20 protein-coding genes are annotated in these 17,162 nt (G+C 41.7%); 17 read left to right on the plus strand and 3 right to left on the minus strand.

Features of this window, described 5'->3' with window-relative positions; genetic code table 11:
* Window positions 1-51 precede the first annotated feature (51 nt).
* The 8 genes from MTT09_RS03660 to MTT09_RS03695 all read left to right on the plus strand — a co-directional run bounded on the left by MTT09_RS03660 (window position 52) and on the right by MTT09_RS03695 (window position 9,053).
* Window positions 52-1,752: a methyl-accepting chemotaxis protein gene (locus tag MTT09_RS03660; RefSeq protein WP_429802613.1), complete on the plus strand. Its 1,701-nt coding sequence runs from the start codon at window positions 52-54 to the stop codon at window positions 1,750-1,752.
* 34 nt (window positions 1,753-1,786) lie between these two features.
* Complete coding sequence (locus MTT09_RS03665) at window positions 1,787-2,353, plus strand: CheB methylesterase domain-containing protein (protein WP_021087663.1); 567 nt, start codon at window positions 1,787-1,789, stop codon at window positions 2,351-2,353.
* Entirely contained in the window at window positions 2,343-3,167 is an 825-nt protein-coding gene (locus tag MTT09_RS03670; protein WP_103614961.1) for a CheR family methyltransferase, read from the plus strand. Before MTT09_RS03665 ends, MTT09_RS03670 begins: the two co-directional genes overlap by 11 nt.
* Window positions 3,168-3,255: 88 nt before the next feature.
* Window positions 3,256-5,877: a DNA gyrase subunit A gene (gyrA, locus tag MTT09_RS03675; RefSeq protein ID WP_429802616.1), complete on the plus strand. Its 2,622-nt coding sequence runs from the start codon at window positions 3,256-3,258 to the stop codon at window positions 5,875-5,877.
* A gap of 44 nt (window positions 5,878-5,921) precedes the next feature.
* Complete coding sequence (locus MTT09_RS03680) at window positions 5,922-6,422, plus strand: LPP20 family lipoprotein (RefSeq protein WP_429802618.1); 501 nt, start codon at window positions 5,922-5,924, stop codon at window positions 6,420-6,422.
* A complete protein-coding gene (locus MTT09_RS03685) occupies window positions 6,398-6,790 on the plus strand; it encodes a hypothetical protein (RefSeq protein ID WP_429802620.1) in 393 nt (130 codons plus the stop codon). The genes MTT09_RS03680 and MTT09_RS03685 overlap by 25 nt, the downstream gene beginning before the upstream one ends.
* A 12-nt stretch (window positions 6,791-6,802) precedes the next feature.
* Entirely contained in the window at window positions 6,803-7,957 is a 1,155-nt protein-coding gene (locus MTT09_RS03690; RefSeq protein ID WP_429802622.1) for a sigma-54-dependent transcriptional regulator, read from the plus strand.
* Window positions 7,958-8,027: 70 nt separating this feature from the next.
* Window positions 8,028-9,053: an aspartate-semialdehyde dehydrogenase gene (locus MTT09_RS03695; RefSeq protein ID WP_021090026.1), complete on the plus strand. Its 1,026-nt coding sequence runs from the start codon at window positions 8,028-8,030 to the stop codon at window positions 9,051-9,053.
* Between the two features lie 48 nt (window positions 9,054-9,101).
* On the opposite strand, the gene MTT09_RS03700 is transcribed toward MTT09_RS03695, so the two are convergent.
* The 3 genes from MTT09_RS03700 to MTT09_RS03710 form a co-directional block, all read right to left on the minus strand.
* Complete coding sequence (locus MTT09_RS03700) at window positions 9,102-9,515, minus strand: Rrf2 family transcriptional regulator (RefSeq protein WP_103645324.1); 414 nt, start codon at window positions 9,513-9,515, stop codon at window positions 9,102-9,104.
* A gap of 98 nt (window positions 9,516-9,613) precedes the next feature.
* Entirely contained in the window at window positions 9,614-10,111 is a 498-nt protein-coding gene (locus MTT09_RS03705) for an NAD(P)-dependent oxidoreductase (RefSeq protein ID WP_429803704.1), read from the minus strand.
* Between the two features lie 139 nt (window positions 10,112-10,250).
* Window positions 10,251-10,625 carry a cupin domain-containing protein gene (locus MTT09_RS03710; RefSeq protein WP_429802625.1) on the minus strand — a complete coding sequence of 125 codons (375 nt, stop codon included), beginning with the start codon at window positions 10,623-10,625 and terminating at the stop codon, window positions 10,251-10,253.
* A gap of 152 nt (window positions 10,626-10,777) precedes the next feature.
* On the opposite strand from MTT09_RS03710, the gene MTT09_RS03715 reads away from it, so the two are divergent.
* From MTT09_RS03715 to MTT09_RS03755, 9 genes are all read left to right on the plus strand, one after another.
* Complete coding sequence (locus tag MTT09_RS03715) at window positions 10,778-11,245, plus strand: ABC transporter six-transmembrane domain-containing protein (RefSeq protein ID WP_429802627.1); 468 nt, start codon at window positions 10,778-10,780, stop codon at window positions 11,243-11,245.
* 2 nt (window positions 11,246-11,247) lie between these two features.
* Window positions 11,248-11,667, plus strand: coding sequence for an ABC transporter six-transmembrane domain-containing protein (locus tag MTT09_RS03720; RefSeq protein WP_429802629.1), 420 nt, complete (start codon window positions 11,248-11,250; stop codon window positions 11,665-11,667).
* Window positions 11,645-12,565 (plus strand): cation diffusion facilitator family transporter, encoded by a 921-nt coding sequence (locus MTT09_RS03725; RefSeq protein ID WP_429802631.1) that lies wholly within the window; start codon window positions 11,645-11,647, stop codon window positions 12,563-12,565. The genes MTT09_RS03720 and MTT09_RS03725 overlap by 23 nt, the downstream gene beginning before the upstream one ends.
* A 26-nt stretch (window positions 12,566-12,591) precedes the next feature.
* The gene (locus MTT09_RS03730) at window positions 12,592-12,852 is read left to right on the plus strand and encodes a hypothetical protein (RefSeq protein WP_429802633.1); all 261 of its coding nucleotides are present in this window, start codon (window positions 12,592-12,594) and stop codon (window positions 12,850-12,852) included.
* 208 nt (window positions 12,853-13,060) lie between these two features.
* Window positions 13,061-14,851 (plus strand): translation elongation factor 4, encoded by a 1,791-nt coding sequence (lepA, locus tag MTT09_RS03735; RefSeq protein ID WP_429802635.1) that lies wholly within the window; start codon window positions 13,061-13,063, stop codon window positions 14,849-14,851.
* Window positions 14,852-15,039: 188 nt separating this feature from the next.
* Entirely contained in the window at window positions 15,040-15,270 is a 231-nt protein-coding gene (locus MTT09_RS03740; protein WP_151227830.1) for a 2-hydroxymuconate tautomerase family protein, read from the plus strand.
* Window positions 15,264-15,986, plus strand: a complete 723-nt coding sequence (locus MTT09_RS03745; protein ID WP_429802637.1) for a hypothetical protein — start codon at window positions 15,264-15,266, stop codon at window positions 15,984-15,986. The genes MTT09_RS03740 and MTT09_RS03745 overlap by 7 nt, the downstream gene beginning before the upstream one ends.
* A 10-nt stretch (window positions 15,987-15,996) precedes the next feature.
* A complete protein-coding gene (locus MTT09_RS03750; RefSeq protein WP_429802639.1) occupies window positions 15,997-16,554 on the plus strand; it encodes a YajG family lipoprotein in 558 nt (185 codons plus the stop codon).
* Window positions 16,554-17,123 carry a ComF family protein gene (locus MTT09_RS03755; protein ID WP_429802641.1) on the plus strand — a complete coding sequence of 190 codons (570 nt, stop codon included), beginning with the start codon at window positions 16,554-16,556 and terminating at the stop codon, window positions 17,121-17,123. The genes MTT09_RS03750 and MTT09_RS03755 overlap by 1 nt, the downstream gene beginning before the upstream one ends.
* Window positions 17,124-17,162: the final 39 nt, after the last annotated feature.

Raw genomic sequence — 17,162 nt, forward strand, 5'->3', positions numbered from 1 at the left:
AGTGCTATAATCTCAAAATTAAGGAAATTTAGACATTAAAAAGGAGGTATTATGAAAATTTCATCAAAAGTGACGATGATGATCGTCTCGTCCCTACTGGTGCTTGGAGCCATTTTAGTCTTTCTAAACATTTACGAGCAAAACAAAGCGATAGAATTTTCTACCAAGCAGCTAACCGAAACGGTCTTGGCCGATAAAAGGGCAGCTTTAAGCGAAGAGATGGATATCGTTTCAAACATTTTGCTAAAAATTCAAGAGGTCTATGACGACGCAAATGAGACCGTTGAAGATCAAAAAGAAGATATTATCGACTACCTCTCAAAGGCTAGATTTGGCGATGATAAAAAGGGATACTTTAGTATCTACACCACAAAAGGCGTTGTTATATCAAGTCCTGGAGTGCCTGAGTATAACGGCCTTGATAGACTTGAAGCAACTGATGCAAATGGCTATAAATACATAAAAGATCTCATGCAAAAAGCCTCAGAAAATAGCGAGGGCGCTTTTGTAAATTTTGTGGCTAAGTCAAAAGATGGCTCAACTACGAGAAAGATAGGAAAAGGGCTAAAACTAAGCCTCTTTCATGAAGATGTGGTGCTGATGTCTGTTGTTGGCCTTGAGGGTATGTATAAAGAGATAGATAAAATTTCAGCTACCATGCAAAATGACGCCAAGGCAAACACTACAAATTTCATCGTCATAGCCGTCGTAGTTTTAATCATCTCACTAATAGTTGCTATGCTTTACTCTAAATTTTCTATCACAAAACCGCTAAATGAGCTAATCATGCGAGCTACAAACCTCTCAAGTGGAGATGGCGATCTAACAAGAAAACTAGAAGTTGTAGGCAAAGATGAGATAGCCAAAGCAAGCGAGGCCATAAATAAATTTATAGAAAAAGTAAGGGTTTTAATAGCTCAGGCAAAAGATATCTCAAATGAAAACAGCTCCATTGCAAACGAGCTTAGCTCAACCTCTGTCCAAACTGGTCGTGGGGTAGAAAACTCAAGTAAGATAGTTGAGAGTGCTGGGAAGGATTGCACTGAGATACAATCATATATGAAAGATTCAATAGAAGTTGCAAAAGGTGGCAAAGATGATCTTAAAAAGGCGCTAACCTACGTTGATGAGACGCTAAATACTATCTCAAATTTATCTTCAGAGATCGCTCAGACATCTGATATTGAAAATCAAATGGCTGGTAAGATCGAGCAGCTTAGCCGAGATGCGGAGCAGGTAAAATCAGTGCTTGTTGTTATCAACGATATCGCTGATCAGACAAATTTACTTGCACTTAATGCAGCCATCGAAGCAGCACGTGCAGGAGAACACGGACGTGGCTTTGCAGTCGTTGCTGACGAGGTTAGAAAGCTAGCTGAGCGCACTCAAAAGAGCCTCACTGAGATAAATGCAACTATCAACGTCATCGTTCAAGCGATAAATGAAAGTAGCGAGCAAATGAGTATAAATTCTAAACAAATAAGCGAGCTAACAGGCGTGGCAAACAACGCGCAAAACACTATAAGAGATATGAGCGATATCATGAGATCAGCCATAGGACTATCTGATAAAACTATCGAGGACTATATAAAGACTGGCAAGGATATTGACGATATAGTAAAAAGCATGGAGGGCATAAGTCAAATTTCATCTCAAAGTGCAAGAAGCGTAGAAGAGATAGCTTCAGCTGCTGAGCATCTAAATAAGATGACAGATACGCTAAATGCAAAACTTGGCGAATTTAGAACTTGATTTGTGTGGTAAATTTTAAATTTAAAGGCAATTAGTGGCTCAAAAACTGGTCTTAATAGGGGCTTCTACAGGAGGCCCAGGTCATATAAAAAAACTATTAAAAGATATAAATTTAAATGGTGCGATGGTCGTCATCGCTCAGCATATGAATAAGATGTTTATAAACTCATTTGTCACGCAAATGGGCAGGGAGTGCAACATAAATGTTGAAATTTTAAGCGAAAAGACAAATTTAAGAGAAAATATCGTCTATATCTGTGATCAAAATTTTGAAATTTCAGCGACTTTGCCAGTTAGCGCAAAGCCACAACCTGAGATAAAAACGATATATACGCCAAATGTTGATGTGCTTTTTAACTCAGGCACGCAGATCTCCAAAAATGTAAATTTACTTGCGATCTTGCTAACTGGCATCGGCGATGATGGCGCAGCTGGGCTTGATAAGCTCTATAAAGCAGGTGCAAAATGCATAGCTGAAAACGAAGAGAGCGCGATAGTTTATGGCATGCCAAAGCGTGCTAAAGAGCTAAATCAAAATTTAAAATCGTTAAATTTAATGATGATAAGAAAAGAGCTTGAGGAGTTTTTAAATGCTTTTTAACAAAGTGGATAAACAAAGCGAAGTTTTAGAGGCAAAAGCACCAAGCGATATGGATGGATTTAACGAATTTATGAGCACTATAAAGACGCTTTGCGGTGTTGATCTAGAGCCAAAGCGGGACATCACTCTGCAAAGAGTTAGTATATTTGCCAAAAATCGCCAGATAAAAAGCTTTAAAGATCTAGTTTCGATGATAAGATTTGACACGCTGCTTAGGCAAGATCTTTTAAATTTAGTCACCGTAAATGAGACATATTTTTATAGAGAGCTAGCACAGCTAAAAGACGTGATCTACTACGCAAAAGAGCTTGGGGAGGCTAGAATTTTATGCGCGCCTTGCTCAACTGGCGATGAGGTCTATTCGCTTGCTATGCTTGCTTATGAATTTGGTCTTAAACAAAGTGATATCCAGCTAACTGGCATTGACATAAACTCAGAAGCCATACAAGCTTGTAGCGTCGGAAGCTATGGCGAGAGGAGCTTACATAGGCTAAGCGAGTTTCAAAAGGAGAGATTTTTTACAAAAAAAGATGACAAATTTTTCATCAAAAAAGAAATTTTACCAAGGTGTGAGTTTAAAATTTTAAATGTTTTTGACGATGCGATGTTTAATCTTGGTAAATTTGACATCGTCCTTTCAAGAAATATGATGATATATTTTGACGACGAATTTAGACTAAAGTGCGTTGAGAGGCTGCATAGGATGCTTAAACCAGAGGGCAGACTCTACGCAGGACACGCTGATCTTGTGCCTTACACTCCACTTTACACAAAGCGTTTTTCAAACGGAGCTACATATTATGAGCGTGCTTAAGGGTTAAATTTAACCCAGCCCGCTTTGCCCTTAGAAAGTTTTTATCAATTTTTGGCTAAAATCCCACAAGCTAAATTTAAGGATAAAAATGAAAGACAATCTACTTGAATTAACTCAAGATATCGCTTCAGTTGATATCGAAGATTCTATAAAAAATAGCTATCTTGACTACTCTATGAGCGTCATCGTCGGACGTGCTTTGCCTGACGCTAGAGACGGACTAAAGCCAGTTCATAGAAGAATTTTATACGCTATGGATAACCTCGGCGTTGGCAGCAGAAGTGCTTATATGAAGTCAGCTCGTATCGTCGGTGAAGTCATCGGTAAGTACCACCCACATGGCGACATAGCGGTTTATGACGCACTTGTTCGTATGGCTCAGAAATTTTCTATGCGCTATCCAGTCGTTGATGGACAAGGAAACTTTGGCTCGATTGATGGCGACAGCGCAGCTGCGATGCGTTATACAGAAGCTAGAATGACTATGCTTACTGAAGAGCTTTTAAAAGATATCGACAAAGACACGGTTGATTTTGTGCCAAACTACGACGATAGAGAGGTTGAGCCAGATGTTTTGCCTAGCCGTGTGCCAAATTTATTATTAAATGGCTCAAGCGGTATCGCTGTTGGTATGGCGACAAATATCCCGCCACACAGCCTTGATGAGCTAATAGACGGTCTTTTGCTCCTTCTTGAAAACAAAGAAGCAACACTTGAAGAGGTGATGGAATTTATAAAAGGTCCAGACTTCCCAACTGGTGGTATCATCTTTGGTAAAAAGGGCATCATAGAGGCCTACCGCACAGGTCGTGGCAGGGTCAAACTAAGAGCAAAAACCCACATAGAAAAAAAGCCAAACAAAGATGTCATCGTCATCGACGAGTTACCTTATCAGACAAACAAAGCAAGACTTATCGAGCAGATCGCCGAACTTGTAAAAGATAAGCAGATAGAGGGCATCAGCGAGGTTAGAGATGAGTCTGACAAGGACGGCATCCGCGTAGTCATCGAGCTAAAACGCGACGCTATGAGCGACATCGTGCTAAATAACCTATTTAAATCAACCACGATGGAGAGCACTTTTGGCGTTATTATGCTTGCTATTAATAACAAGGAGCCAAAGGTATTTAACCTTATCGAGCTACTTAAGCTATTTTTAAATCATAGAAAAACAGTTATCATTAGAAGGACGATATTTGAGCTTGAAAAAGCGCGCGCAAGAGCCCACATCTTAGAGGGTCTAAAGATTGCACTTGATAACATCGATGAGGTGATCGAGCTCATTAGAAATAGTGCTGATACGGCGGTTGCTAGAGAAGGCTTGATGAGTAAATTTAACCTCTCAGAGCTTCAAGCAAACGCTATCCTTGATATGCGCCTAAGCAAGCTTACAGGCCTAGAGAGAGAAAAACTAGAAGCCGAGCTAGCTGAGCTTATGGCTGAGATCGCAAGACTTGATGAAATTTTAAAGAGCGAGACATTACTTGAAAATTTGATCAAAGAAGAGCTTCTTGAGATCAAAAATAAATTTAAAGTACCAAGAGTTACTGAGATCGTTGATGACTACGATGATATCGACATTGAAGATCTTATACCAAATGAAAATATGGTCGTAACCATAACTCACCGCGGCTACATCAAGCGTGTGCCAAGCAAGCAGTACGAGAAGCAAAAACGCGGTGGCAAGGGCAAAGTAGCGGTCACGACATACGATGATGACTTTATAGAGAGCTTCTTTACTTCAAATACTCACGATACGCTTATGTTTGTGACAGACCGCGGACAGCTCTACTGGCTAAAAGTCTATAAGATCCCAGAGGGAAGCCGCACAGCAAAGGGCAAAGCAGTTGTAAATTTGATCCAGTTGCAGCCTGATGAGAAGATCAAAGCGATCATCCCAACGACTGACTTTGACGAGAGCAAATCGCTAGCGTTCTTTACTAAAAACGGCATCGTAAAACGCACAAATTTAAGCGAGTTTAAAAACATCCGCTCAGTTGGCGTAAGAGCGATCAGTCTTGATGAGAACGACGAGCTAGTAACTGCACTCATCGCTCAAACATACGATGATATGCCAGTAACCTACCCTGAAAATGAGCTAAGCGTAGAGAGCGAAGTGCTTGAGATAGAAGAGATACAAAACGAGATCGATGAAGATAGTGCAAACGCCGAAGAGGACGCAAACTCAGGCGATGAGACAATGCTGTTTGTAGTTACCAAAAAGGGTATGTGTCTTAAATTTAAGATCAGCAAGGTTCGCCAAATGGGAAGAACTGCACGCGGCGTAACTGGTATCAAATTTAAAGAGCCAGGCGACGAGGTCGTAGGCGCAGCAGTCATCGAAAGCAATGATCAAGAAATTTTAAGCATATCTCAAAAAGGTATCGGCAAGCGCACAACCGCTGATGAGTACCGCTTGACAAATCGCGGCGGCAAAGGCGTCATCTGCATGAAGCTAACAAGCAGAACAGGTGATCTTGTGGGCGTTGTGATGGTTGATGAAGAGCAAGATCTAATGGCTCTAACATCAAGCGGCAAGATGATAAGAGTAGATATGCAAAGCATCCGCAAAGCAGGACGTAACACAAGTGGCGTGATCGTCGTAAATGTCGATGGAGATGATGTCGTAAGTATCGCAAGATGCCCTAAGGCAGATGATGGCGAAGATGAGGATGAAGCACCAAGCGAAGATATGGGGCTTTTGGAATAAATTTTGCTATTAAATTTTAAATAAAAGCATAAAAAAGGTTGTTTATGAAGGTTAAAATTTTATCTTTTGCTTTGATGATCGCTATTTTTAGCGGTTGCTCATTTAACGGTTTTATGGGCGAGCCAACTAGCACATCAAACCGCAACGTAGTCATCCAAAAGGTCGATAAAGACGATCTTAGAGAGGTGATGAAAAAAGAGAAGATGATATATGATAGCGCTCCAAGAGAGACCACTTTTAGAGCCACAGGCGAGGGCATAGCCCCGCTAAATTCGCTCTCATACGCTCAGTCAGTCACTCTTGCAAAAAGAGCGGCGATGGCTGATGCTTATTCGCAGCTTGCTGGCAAGCTTTATGGTGTAAAGATCAATGCTGAAGACACCGTAAGAGATGCGATGCTAAACGACTCATCTATCACTTCAAAGGTTCAAGGTCTTGTCAAAAATGCAAGGATCGTAAGTGAAAATTTCAAAGACGGGCTTTATAAGGTAAATATGGAGCTTAAGATAGACGAAGATAAGTGGCGAGAAGTCTTTTCTTACTAACGATACTTTTAAATTTCGCCTTTTGCCTAGAGGAGTTTATCTTCTGGGCGAAGGTTGATACGACAAATCATATCATCGCGCATGAGGAAATTTCATTTTCAAAGGCGATGACTCTTTCGCCAAAACCAAAGCCAAAATTTCTTTGCCAGATAGACGCTTTTAAAGATGAAAATACCACAACTCTTGGCTTTTTAAATTTACACAAAGATGAGATTTTTGACTGCTTTGCCTTAAAAAAAGTGATGATAAAAAATGAGCTAAATGTCAAAAATGCGCAGGTCACAAATGCTTCAAATTTGAAAATTTTGCCAGTTAGATTTATGGTGGAATTTAAGCCAAAATCCGCTATCATCGGCACACTTCAATAAAAAAGAGATCAAATGAATATCGTCATAGTAGAAGATGACATCAATATGCGAAAGTCGCTTGAGATCGCACTTGGCGAGTATGAAGAGCTAAACATCAAAAGCTACAAGAGCGCAGTTGAGGCTCTAAAAAAGATGAGCGACGACACTGATCTAATAATCACCGACATAAACATGCCACAAATGGACGGACTTGAGTTCATTAAGGAGCTAAACGGCAAATTTGACGTCATCATAATGACTGGAAACGCGACACTTAATAAGGCGATCGAGAGCGTGAGACTTGGCGTGAAGGACTTTTTAACCAAGCCATTTGACGTCTCGACGCTATATGAAGCGATAAAAAGGGTAGAAGCGCTAAAGCAAAAGACTCCAAAAAGCATAAAAAAAGTTGAAACTAAAAGCGAAAATAACGGCTTTTTAGCCACTTCAAAGGCGCTTGAAGCGACGCTAAATATCGCACTAAAAGCTGCAAGAACAGACGCTTCAGTCATGCTTAGTGGCGAAAGCGGCGTTGGCAAGGAGGTCTTTGCTAAATTTATCCACGCAAACTCACCTAGAAAAGATGCTGCATTTATCGCTCTAAATATGGCTGCGATACCTGAAAATTTGATAGAAAGTGAGCTTTTTGGCTTTGAAAAAGGCGCATTTACTGACGCTGCGACTACCAAAAAAGGGCAGTTTGAGCTGGCAAATGGCGGAACGCTATTTTTAGATGAGATCGGTGAGATGCCTATAAATTTACAGCCAAAATTGCTTCGTGCCTTGCAGGAGCGCGAGATAACAAGACTTGGTGCCACAAAGAGCGAAAAGATAGACGTTCGCATCATCTGCGCTACAAATGCAAATTTAGAGCTTGCGATGAAAGAGGGCAGGTTCAGAGAGGATCTTTTCTACCGCCTAAACACGATCCCGCTTTTCATTCCGCCACTTCGCGAGCGAAAGGATGAAATTTTGCCTATCGCGAATGATGCTTTGGAAAAGTGCTGTAAAGAGTATGGCTTTGAGGCTAAAAATTTCTCAAAAGCAGCCAAAGAGGAGCTTTTAGGCTACGACTATCCAGGCAACATAAGAGAGCTCATCTCAGTCGTGCAGCGTGCAGCGATACTAAGCGAGGGCGATGAAATTTTGCCAAAAGATCTATTTTTGCAAGCAAGAAGTAAAAAATAGGTAAAAATTTAAGTTTTTGGCTAGTAAAATTATGCAAATTAAGAAAATTAAAAGAAACCAAGGAGAGCAGATGAGAAAATTTAACGTAGCGGTCGTTGGTGCTACTGGAGCGGTCGGCGAAGAGCTTTTTAGAGTTATGGAGGAGGTTGATTTCCCAGTTGGCGAGCTTTTGCCACTTGCAAGCGCAAAGAGTGTTGGCATGGAGATCGAATTTAAGGGCAAACACTACAAAGTAAAAGAGCTAACCGAGAAAGTTTTTAGCGAGCACGAGATCGATATCGCATTTTTTAGCGCAGGCGGCTCAGTTTCAGAGAAATTTGCCAAATTTGCAGCTGACAGTGGCGCAGTAGTCATCGATAACACCAGCCATTTTAGGATGGATAAAGATATCCCACTAGTTGTGCCTGAGTGTAACCCAAGTGATATCGCCATGTGGAAAAACCGTGGCATCATCGCTAATCCAAACTGCTCAACCATCCAAATGGTGCAAATTTTAAAGCCCCTAAATGACGCTTTTGGCATCAACAGGGTCGATGTTTCTACTTACCAAGCAGCAAGTGGCGCTGGCAAAGAGGGCATGGAGGAGCTTGTTGTGCAGATGCAAAAGTTTTTTGAGTTTAAGCTTGATGAGTGCGAGCCAAAGGTCTTTGCGCACCGCCTAGCGCTAAACGTGATCCCTCACATCGACGTCTTTTTGGACAATGACTACACAAAAGAAGAGATGAAAATGGTCAATGAAACGCAAAAAATTCTTCACAAAGATATCGAAGTGAGCGCGACATGTGTGCGTGTGCCAGTGCTTAGAAGCCACTCTGAGGCGATCACTATCCACTTTGACAAAGATGTGAGCGCAGATGCGGCAAGAGAGGTTTTAAGCAAAGCCCCAAGCGTCGTCGTAGTCGATAATCCAGCTAAAAAAGAGTATCCGATGCCTACTATCTCAAGCGATACAAACGAGACTTATGTTGGTAGGATCAGGGTTGATAACTTTAGATCAAATGTGCTTCACCTTTGGTGCAGTGCCGATCAGATCCGCGTGGGAGCTGCGACAAATGCCGTTAGGATCGCACAAAAATGGATCGCAATGCAAGAATAGTTTGTAAATTTATTTTTAGGCTAGAAAGGATCAAGCTCTAGCCTAAATTTATCTCGCAAGTTCGTCTAGCAAGTCTTGCAAAGTAACGCTTTTTAGCTCGTTTTCTAGGGCAGTTTGTGCTCTTAAAAAGTGCCCAGATAAAAGCTCTTCTATCCTGCCACCAACAGGGCAGGCTTTTGGTGAGTCAGAGTGAATTTTAAAAAGTTTTTCTTTTTCATTTACTGCGTTAAAAATTTCAAGCAAATTTATATCTTTTGGCTCTTTTGCAAGGCTCACTCCTCCAACTCCAGCTGCGACATTTACGAGCCCTGCGGCCTTTAGAGTGCCAAGTAGACGCCTAATGATAACTGGGTTTGTGTTTATGCTGCCAGCTATAAATTCGCTTGTAACCTTCTCGTTTTCAAAAAATTTAGCACACAAAAGCGCGTGTATCGCAGTTGAAAATTTGATGCCAACTTGCATGATCGTCCTTAAATTTTTCGTGATTATACTTAAATTTTCTACCAAAGACCCGGCTAAATTTGACTTACGAGCCTTTGCTGGCTGTCAAATTTATAAACTCACGCTCTCTCGCCGACCGCGGTAAAGCGCTTTTGGATAAATTTCTTGTTCTTTAGCTCATCGATGATCGCAAGTGCAAGGTCTGCGTAGCTTATGTAGCTCTCATTTTTTGAGTTTAGTATGAGATCATCCCCGCCAAGCACGTATTTGCCAGTGCGAGCGCCGTTTGCGTCGTAGTCTCCTGCTGGACTTACATACGTCCAAAGCACATTTGTGCTACCTTTTAGTTCAAAATATGACTCTGCCGTAGCCTTTGCCACGCCCATATATGCTGCTGGAAAGTCTGGCGTATCCATGACCATAGTGCCTTTGCTATCAACAAATAACGTGCCAGCGCCGCCAACTACGATGAGCCTTGTGCTAGTGCCTTCTAGTAAATTTAAAAGGTGAGCGGCCACTTTTTTGTGAAGCGGGAAAGTCTCTTCGCTCCATGCTGCAAATGCGCTGATAACCGCGTCAAAGCCTGCTAGATCAAGCTTTTGTAGGCTCGAAAATATCTTTTATAGATGACTTTTACGTCGTAGTTTTACTCTTTGCTTTTTAACGATCGCCGAGACTTGAAGCCATTTTTAGATAAATTTACGCCGCTTTTGCCGTTTATGCCTAAGATTGCTATTTAAATTTTGCTTTTTAAATTTACAGCCAGCTTGGCTTTACGTCATCAACTATCACGCCGTCACTCATTGTGTATTGCTCTAGGCTACCACGTTTTGTCTGGATGCAGATCATTTTGATGCCGTTTTTGCCAGCTTTAAAGCACCTTTTGCCATCTGGATCTATGCGCACCGCGTCACCTTTGCTTACTTTTATCACTTCGCCGTCGATGAAAAGCTCGCCATCGCCATCAGTGATGATGTAAAGCTCCTCGTTTTGCTTGTGCGCATGGACAAATGGCACGCTCGCGTTTGCTGGAAGCTCGTTTATAGATACCTCACAGCCAGTTAAATTTAAAGCCTCTTTTAGCTCAACTCTTGGCTCGTTTGCGACCTTTGCAACCTGATAATTTTTCATTTTGTTCTCCTTATTTTTTATGTTGTAATATTTTTATTTACAACCGATGAACGAAGTATAATGATTTTTTGTTGTAATGTCAAGAGTTACAACAAAAATTTTTCAAAATTTATAAATTTGAGCTAAAATTCGCAAAATTTTTAGGAGTAAATTTGCAAAATAACGCCTTTAAAACGCTAAAAGGCATAGCGGCCGAGCATAACAAAAAGCTCTTTTTGACCTTTGCTTTTGTGCTAGCTGAGAACGGGCTTTTTCTAGCCTATCCGATATTTGCGGGCTATGCGATCAACGCAATCATGCAAGGAAACACGTTAAATGCCCTCATTTACGCACTTTTTGTGCTCATAGCGTGGCTTGTAGGAGCAATTAGGCGCCGCGTGGATACGCAAGTTTTTGCAAATATCTACGCAAAGCTTGCTGTAAATGTCATCATGAATGAAAAGCAAAACGCCAAAGATGACTCCGCCATCATCGCCAGAGTAGCGCTCTCGCGAGAGCGAGAGTTTGTAAATTTTTTTGAGACGCATTTTCCTATGTTTTTTACATCGGTTATTTCGATCATCGGCTCAGCGTTTATGCTCATTTTGCCCGGCCAAAGGTCGCTGTGGCGTGCTTTGTAGTGATGATCTTTTTTCTTATATTTTTGCCAAGATATATCAAGAAAAATGACGATCTTTATCTTCGCTTAAATGACCGCCTAGAAAAAGAGGCAAAGGTGATAAGTGTTTTTAATAAAAGCACGCTAAATAGGCACTACGATGTCGTTTCTAAATTTCGTATAGCGATCTCAAACAGGGAGGCGATGAGCTATTTTATTATCGGCATTAGCGCTTCGCTGCTCTTTTTGGTGGCGATAATAGTGCTAAGCTCGCAGCAGACAAATGTCGGCCACATCTACTCTGTGATGACCTATATATGGAATTTCGTCATCAGTCTTGACGACTCGCCAAAGCTCATCAAAGAGTTTTCAAATTTAAAAGATATCGGTAAGAGGATCGACACCCAAAAAAAGGACAATGATGCACAACAAGAGCGTTCTTAGAAATTCATTTTTTCTAATTTTCACGTTTATGATAGTTGAGGCCGTTTTTGGCTTCGTTTCAAACTCGCTTGCGCTTATTAGCGACGCATTTCACATGCTCTCAGACGCCGCGGCTCTCTTTTTGTCGCTGATTGCTTTTAAGATCGCAGAAAAAAGGGCGAATTTGCAAAAGACCTTTGGCTACAAAAGGGTCGAGATCATCGCTGCATTCATAAATGCTATCGCTCTTATCGCGCTTGCTATCTTTGTCATAGTTGAAGCGATCATTAGGCTTTTTAACGAGCCAGAGATCAAAGCTGAGACGATGCTTTTTGTTAGTATTTTGGGGCTTGTGGTAAATTTAGTCGTGGCTATTTACATGCACAAAAGTGCTGATACAAAAGAAAATTTAAATATGAAAGGGGCTTATCTGCACGTGCTTGGTGACACGCTTGGCTCGGTTGGAGCGATCGTCGCGGCGCTTCTTGTGATGAAATTTGACTTCACGCAGGCCGATAGCATCGCAAGTATCTTTGTCTCACTACTCATCATAAAAAGCGGTGCTAGCTTGCTAAAAGATAGCTTTAATATCCTAATCGAAGCTGTGCCGCTTAAGCTTGATACTGATGAAATTTTAGGAGTTATAAAGGGCGTAGATGGCGTTAAAATCGTGCATGACCTGCATATCTGGGCGATAAATGCTGGCACAAACGCGCTCATAGCCCACGTGGTGGTGGATGATGCGCTAAGCGTGGCTGAAATTTCAAAGATGATAAAGCGCATAGAACACGAGCTTTCTCACGCAGGCATCGGCCATGTCACGCTTCAGTTTGAGAGTGAGAGCCTTGGACATAAAGACGATCTCATCTGCGAGCTAAAAAGCGCGCATAAAGACGAGCATTTTGGACATCATCACTAAAATTTGACGCAAAAGGCTTAAATTTAATGTTTCGCATAAAAAATGAATATCTGGTAGTCGTGGCTATCGGTTTACTTGGTATTTTTATTGATATAACCTCTCTTATCGCAGTAAATTTTGCAGTAGCCTTGATCTGTGCTCTATTTTGTATGAAAAAGGATTATATATTTATTTTATTGCTGGCGTTAAATTTTGCTCTGTATTTTAATGTCATTGATGCTCCGTTTGAACAACCAGAGCTCACGTGCCAGCGCTTGCAAATGCGACATACATGCTTATCGCTTTAGTTTATGCTTCAGGTTTTCTTGTTTTTTTGCCGCTTCTTGCTTATCTTTATTTTTTATATTCACTTTGCGTTGTGCTCTGCGCTTTGCGTGAAAGTTTAAGAGCTAAATTTGAGCTTTAAATTTAAGCCTTGCTAGCCTAGCAAACTCATTTTTACTCAACTTTAACGATTTTTTTTATAAAATCGTCTAAAATTTAACTAGGGATTTTATGAAAAACATTAGAAATTTTAGCATCATCGCTCACATCGACCACGGCAAAAGCACGCTTGCTGATCGCCTCATTCAGGAGTGTGGCGCCGTAAGTGACCGTGAGATGAGCTCGCAGATCATGGACACGATGGACATCGAAAAAGAGCGTGGCATCACGATCAAAGCCCAGTCTGTTCGCCTAAACTACGCACTAAATGGGCAAAATTTTCTTCTAAATTTGATAGACACCCCAGGACACGTCGATTTTAGCTACGAGGTAAGCCGTAGCCTAGCTAGCTGCGAGGGCGCGCTTCTTGTCGTGGATGCTAGCCAGGGCGTGGAGGCGCAAACCATCGCAAACGTCTATATCGCACTTGAAAACAACCTAGAGATCATCCCAGTCATCAACAAGATCGACCTACCAGCGGCTGACCCTGCTAGGGTAAAAGACGAGATCGAGCACATCATCGGACTTGACTGCTCAGGAGCGATCGAAGTGAGCGCAAAAACAGGCGTTGGTATAAAAGAGCTACTTGAAGCGATCATCACGAGGATCCCAGCGCCAAATGGCGACGTAAGCAAGCCTACAAAGGCGCTCATTTATGATAGTTGGTTTGACAACTACCTTGGCGCGCTTGCTCTTGTGCGTGTTTATGATGGTGAAATTTCAAAAAATGATGAAATTTTGGTCATGGGCACGGGCAAAAAACACATCGTACTAGACCTCATGTATCCAAATCCTATAGCTCCGATCAAGACAAAGAGCCTTGCAGCTGGCGAGGTTGGCATCGTTGTTTTAGGGCTTAAAAACGTTAGCGACGTGCAAGTTGGTGACACGATAACGCAGTCAAGAAATCCTCTAAAAGAGCCAGTTGGCGGCTTTGAGAGGGCTAAGCCGTTTGTTTTTGCGGGACTTTATCCAATAGAAACTGATAAATTTGAAGATCTGCGTGACGCGCTGGATAAGCTAAAGCTAAATGACAGCTCCATTAGCTACGAGCCAGAGACCTCGGTCGCGCTTGGATTTGGCTTTAGGGTTGGCTTTTTAGGTCTTCTTCATATGGAGGTCGTCAAAGAGAGGCTAGAGCGTGAATTTGACCTTGATCTCATCGCCACAGCGCCGACTGTGACTTATGAAGTCATCCAAACTGATGGGCTAAATTTAAAGATCCAAAACCCAAGCCAGTTGCCGCCAGTCAATAAAATAGACTCGATCCTTGAGCCATACGTGAAAGCGACTATCATCACGCCAAGTGAGTTTTTGGGCAATATAATCACACTCTTAAACAACCGCCGCGGCATACAAACAAAGATGGACTACATCACGACTGACCGGGTTTTACTCGAGTATGACATACCGATGAACGAGATCGTGATGGACTTTTACGACAAGCTAAAGTCAAGCACCAAAGGCTACGCGAGCTTTGACTATGAGCCAAGCGACTACCGTGTGGGCGATCTGGTGAAGCTTGATGTCAAAGTGGCTGGCGAGACGGTCGATGCGCTCTCTATCATCGTGCCTGAGAGCAAGGCGCAGACAAAGGGCAGGGACTTCGTAAAGGCGATGAAAGAGATCGTGCCACGTCAGCTTTTTGAGGTGGCGATACAAGCGAGCATCGGCAACAAAATCATAGCTCGCGAAACCGTAAAATCAATGGGTAAAAACGTCACAGCCAAGTGCTACGGCGGCGACATCACTCGTAAGAGGAAGTTACTAGAAAAGCAAAAAGAGGGCAAAAAACGCATGAAAGCCATAGGAAAGGTGAATTTGCCGCAGGAGGCGTTTTTATCCGTCCTAAAAATAGACTAATGCGTTGTCTCGCTTTGTCATACTTTGTTGTGTCTAAAATTTACTCGGTCATTACCTGCCATGGTAACTCCCATCGTAAATTTTACCCACGCCTCGTCTGACTTTGCGATACGGCCGCAGCAAGGATACTATTTTGGCAAATAGGTTTTGATTAAAATTTAAGTGCTAAATTTACAAAAAGGAGTGCTATGCCGTTTGTGAAAATTTGCGTGACAAAAGAGGGTGATAGCCCAAGTGTGGAGCAAAAAGAGAAGATGATAAGCGGAGTTACAAAGCTAATAAGCGAAATTTTAGGTAGAAGCGCTCAAAATACCGTTGTCATTATCGATGAGATCGATATGAACAACTACGGCATCGCAGGCGAGAGCGTGAAAAATCTCCGCAAAAAACAAAAAGAGCAAAAGGAAGTGAAATGCTAAGAGCGACATTATTAGCAATTTTTGCAGCCGTCTTTCTAACTGGCTGCGTGGCAAAAGCTAGCCTTTGTCTATCGTGCGAGGGCATAGACGGCGTGCAAAGTGCAAGCATAAGTAGCGAAGATAAGATCTATTTTGAAGAGGTTATGAGGATCCCAGCTGACTGTAGCGCTTGCAGGGGCAGGGGCGATGGCGTCTTTATAAATGGCGTCAAGTATAGAAGCGACGTGGCGATAAACTGCTGCTTAGAAAAAAATATGATCGACATAAATGTCGGGCTAAAGAAGGTCTATTTTCATAGGATCGTGGATGCTAGAAGCAGCGCAAGGTCGATTTACTACACAAGAGAAGATGGTAGCGGCGTAGTCTTTAACTCAAATCCACGCCTTGAAGTGCTCTTTTATATGTTTTTAAAACGTGAGCTAAATTCGCGCGGCATCGTTGTCGTGGATACGCAAACATCACCTTATACATATAGGCTTGATTTTAGATTTAACGAGCTTAGAGGCACTTACTCTAGAAACTCTGAAATTTTAAACGGACATCTATATGGCGAGCTTGTGCTTTCAGATATAAATTTCAAAAAACGAATTCCTATCTCGACTAGACACCACGTGGAGGAGCTTGAGGCGTCAAAAAGCGGTCAGTTTGACTTCTTCATCGCGCTTTTAGTAAAGCAAGCTGCCATAAAAGTGGCTGATGAGATCACTAAACTTTGAAAGGAAAAATATGAGTAAATTTAAATTTCTAGCTATCTTTGGACTTTTTGTCCTATTTTTGAGTGGTTGTGCGCCTACTCAGACAGTAGTTGCCTTTGATCCTTACAAAACTGCTGCAAGTCAGCAAGCTAACGGACTTGAAGTCTATATAAGTGCGGTGCATGATAGTCGCAAAAACAAAAGCACTATTGCAACTATAACAGATGGCAGAGGCACTGTAAAAGAGTATGTCGTGCTTCAAAACGATCTTGCGACTTATTTTAGCGACTCCCTTAAAAGAGAGCTTGCAGCACGTGGCGCAAATGTAAATGGCATGGGTGGCGTCGTGGTTGAAGTTTTCATAAACGAATTTGAAGCAAATATGAGCGGATATGGCAGCGATAACACAAAGGGCAAGATAAGAATCACTCTTAAAATCCAAAAAGGCGATCAAAGTATCATCAAAAATATCTCAAACAACCAAACCAAATTTGAGCTAGTTCGCACTGGCGGAGCATTTAAGCCATTCTTAACAGACATCATCAACGACGCCGTTAAACGCTCTGCGATCGCTATCTTAAATAGCTGATGTTTTGTGCGTTTTGCAAGAGCTTTACGCTAAAGACATTTTGTAAAACCTGCTCGCAAATTTTAAGCGAGCCAAGCCCTGTAGTAAGAGAGCTAGAGGGCTTTAAAATTTATAGCTTCTACGGCTACTCTGAGATCAAAGAGCTCATCCACTCAAAGCACCAAATGCACGGACTTTTTATCTATAAAAATTTAGCTAAATTTGCATTTAAGAAATTTGCTAAAAGCTTTAGCTTCCCAGAGCAAATTTACGCCCTACCGGTAGATGATAGAGTGCATCATGGCTACTCACACACGGCTATTTTGGCAAATGAACTTCGTGCTAAAAATCTTAAACCCATCTTTCACGCCTTGCATGCCACAAGCAGTGTCAGCTACAGTGGCAAGGATCTTAAATTTAGACAAAACAATCCAAGAAATTTTAAAATTTTAAAAAAGATCACTGCGCCAGTTATCTTAGTCGATGACATCGTAACCACTGGCACAACGATACTAGAGGCTAGAGAAACACTTCAAAAAGCAGGCACTAGAGTGCTTTTTGCACTTGTTTTAGCAGATGCTAGAAACTAAGTTTTATATGAAATTTAGCTTGAAATTTTATACCTCAAT

Source organism: Campylobacter concisus, from assembly GCF_050447505.1.
GTDB classification, from domain to species: Bacteria; Campylobacterota; Campylobacteria; order Campylobacterales; family Campylobacteraceae; genus Campylobacter_A; species Campylobacter_A concisus_BP.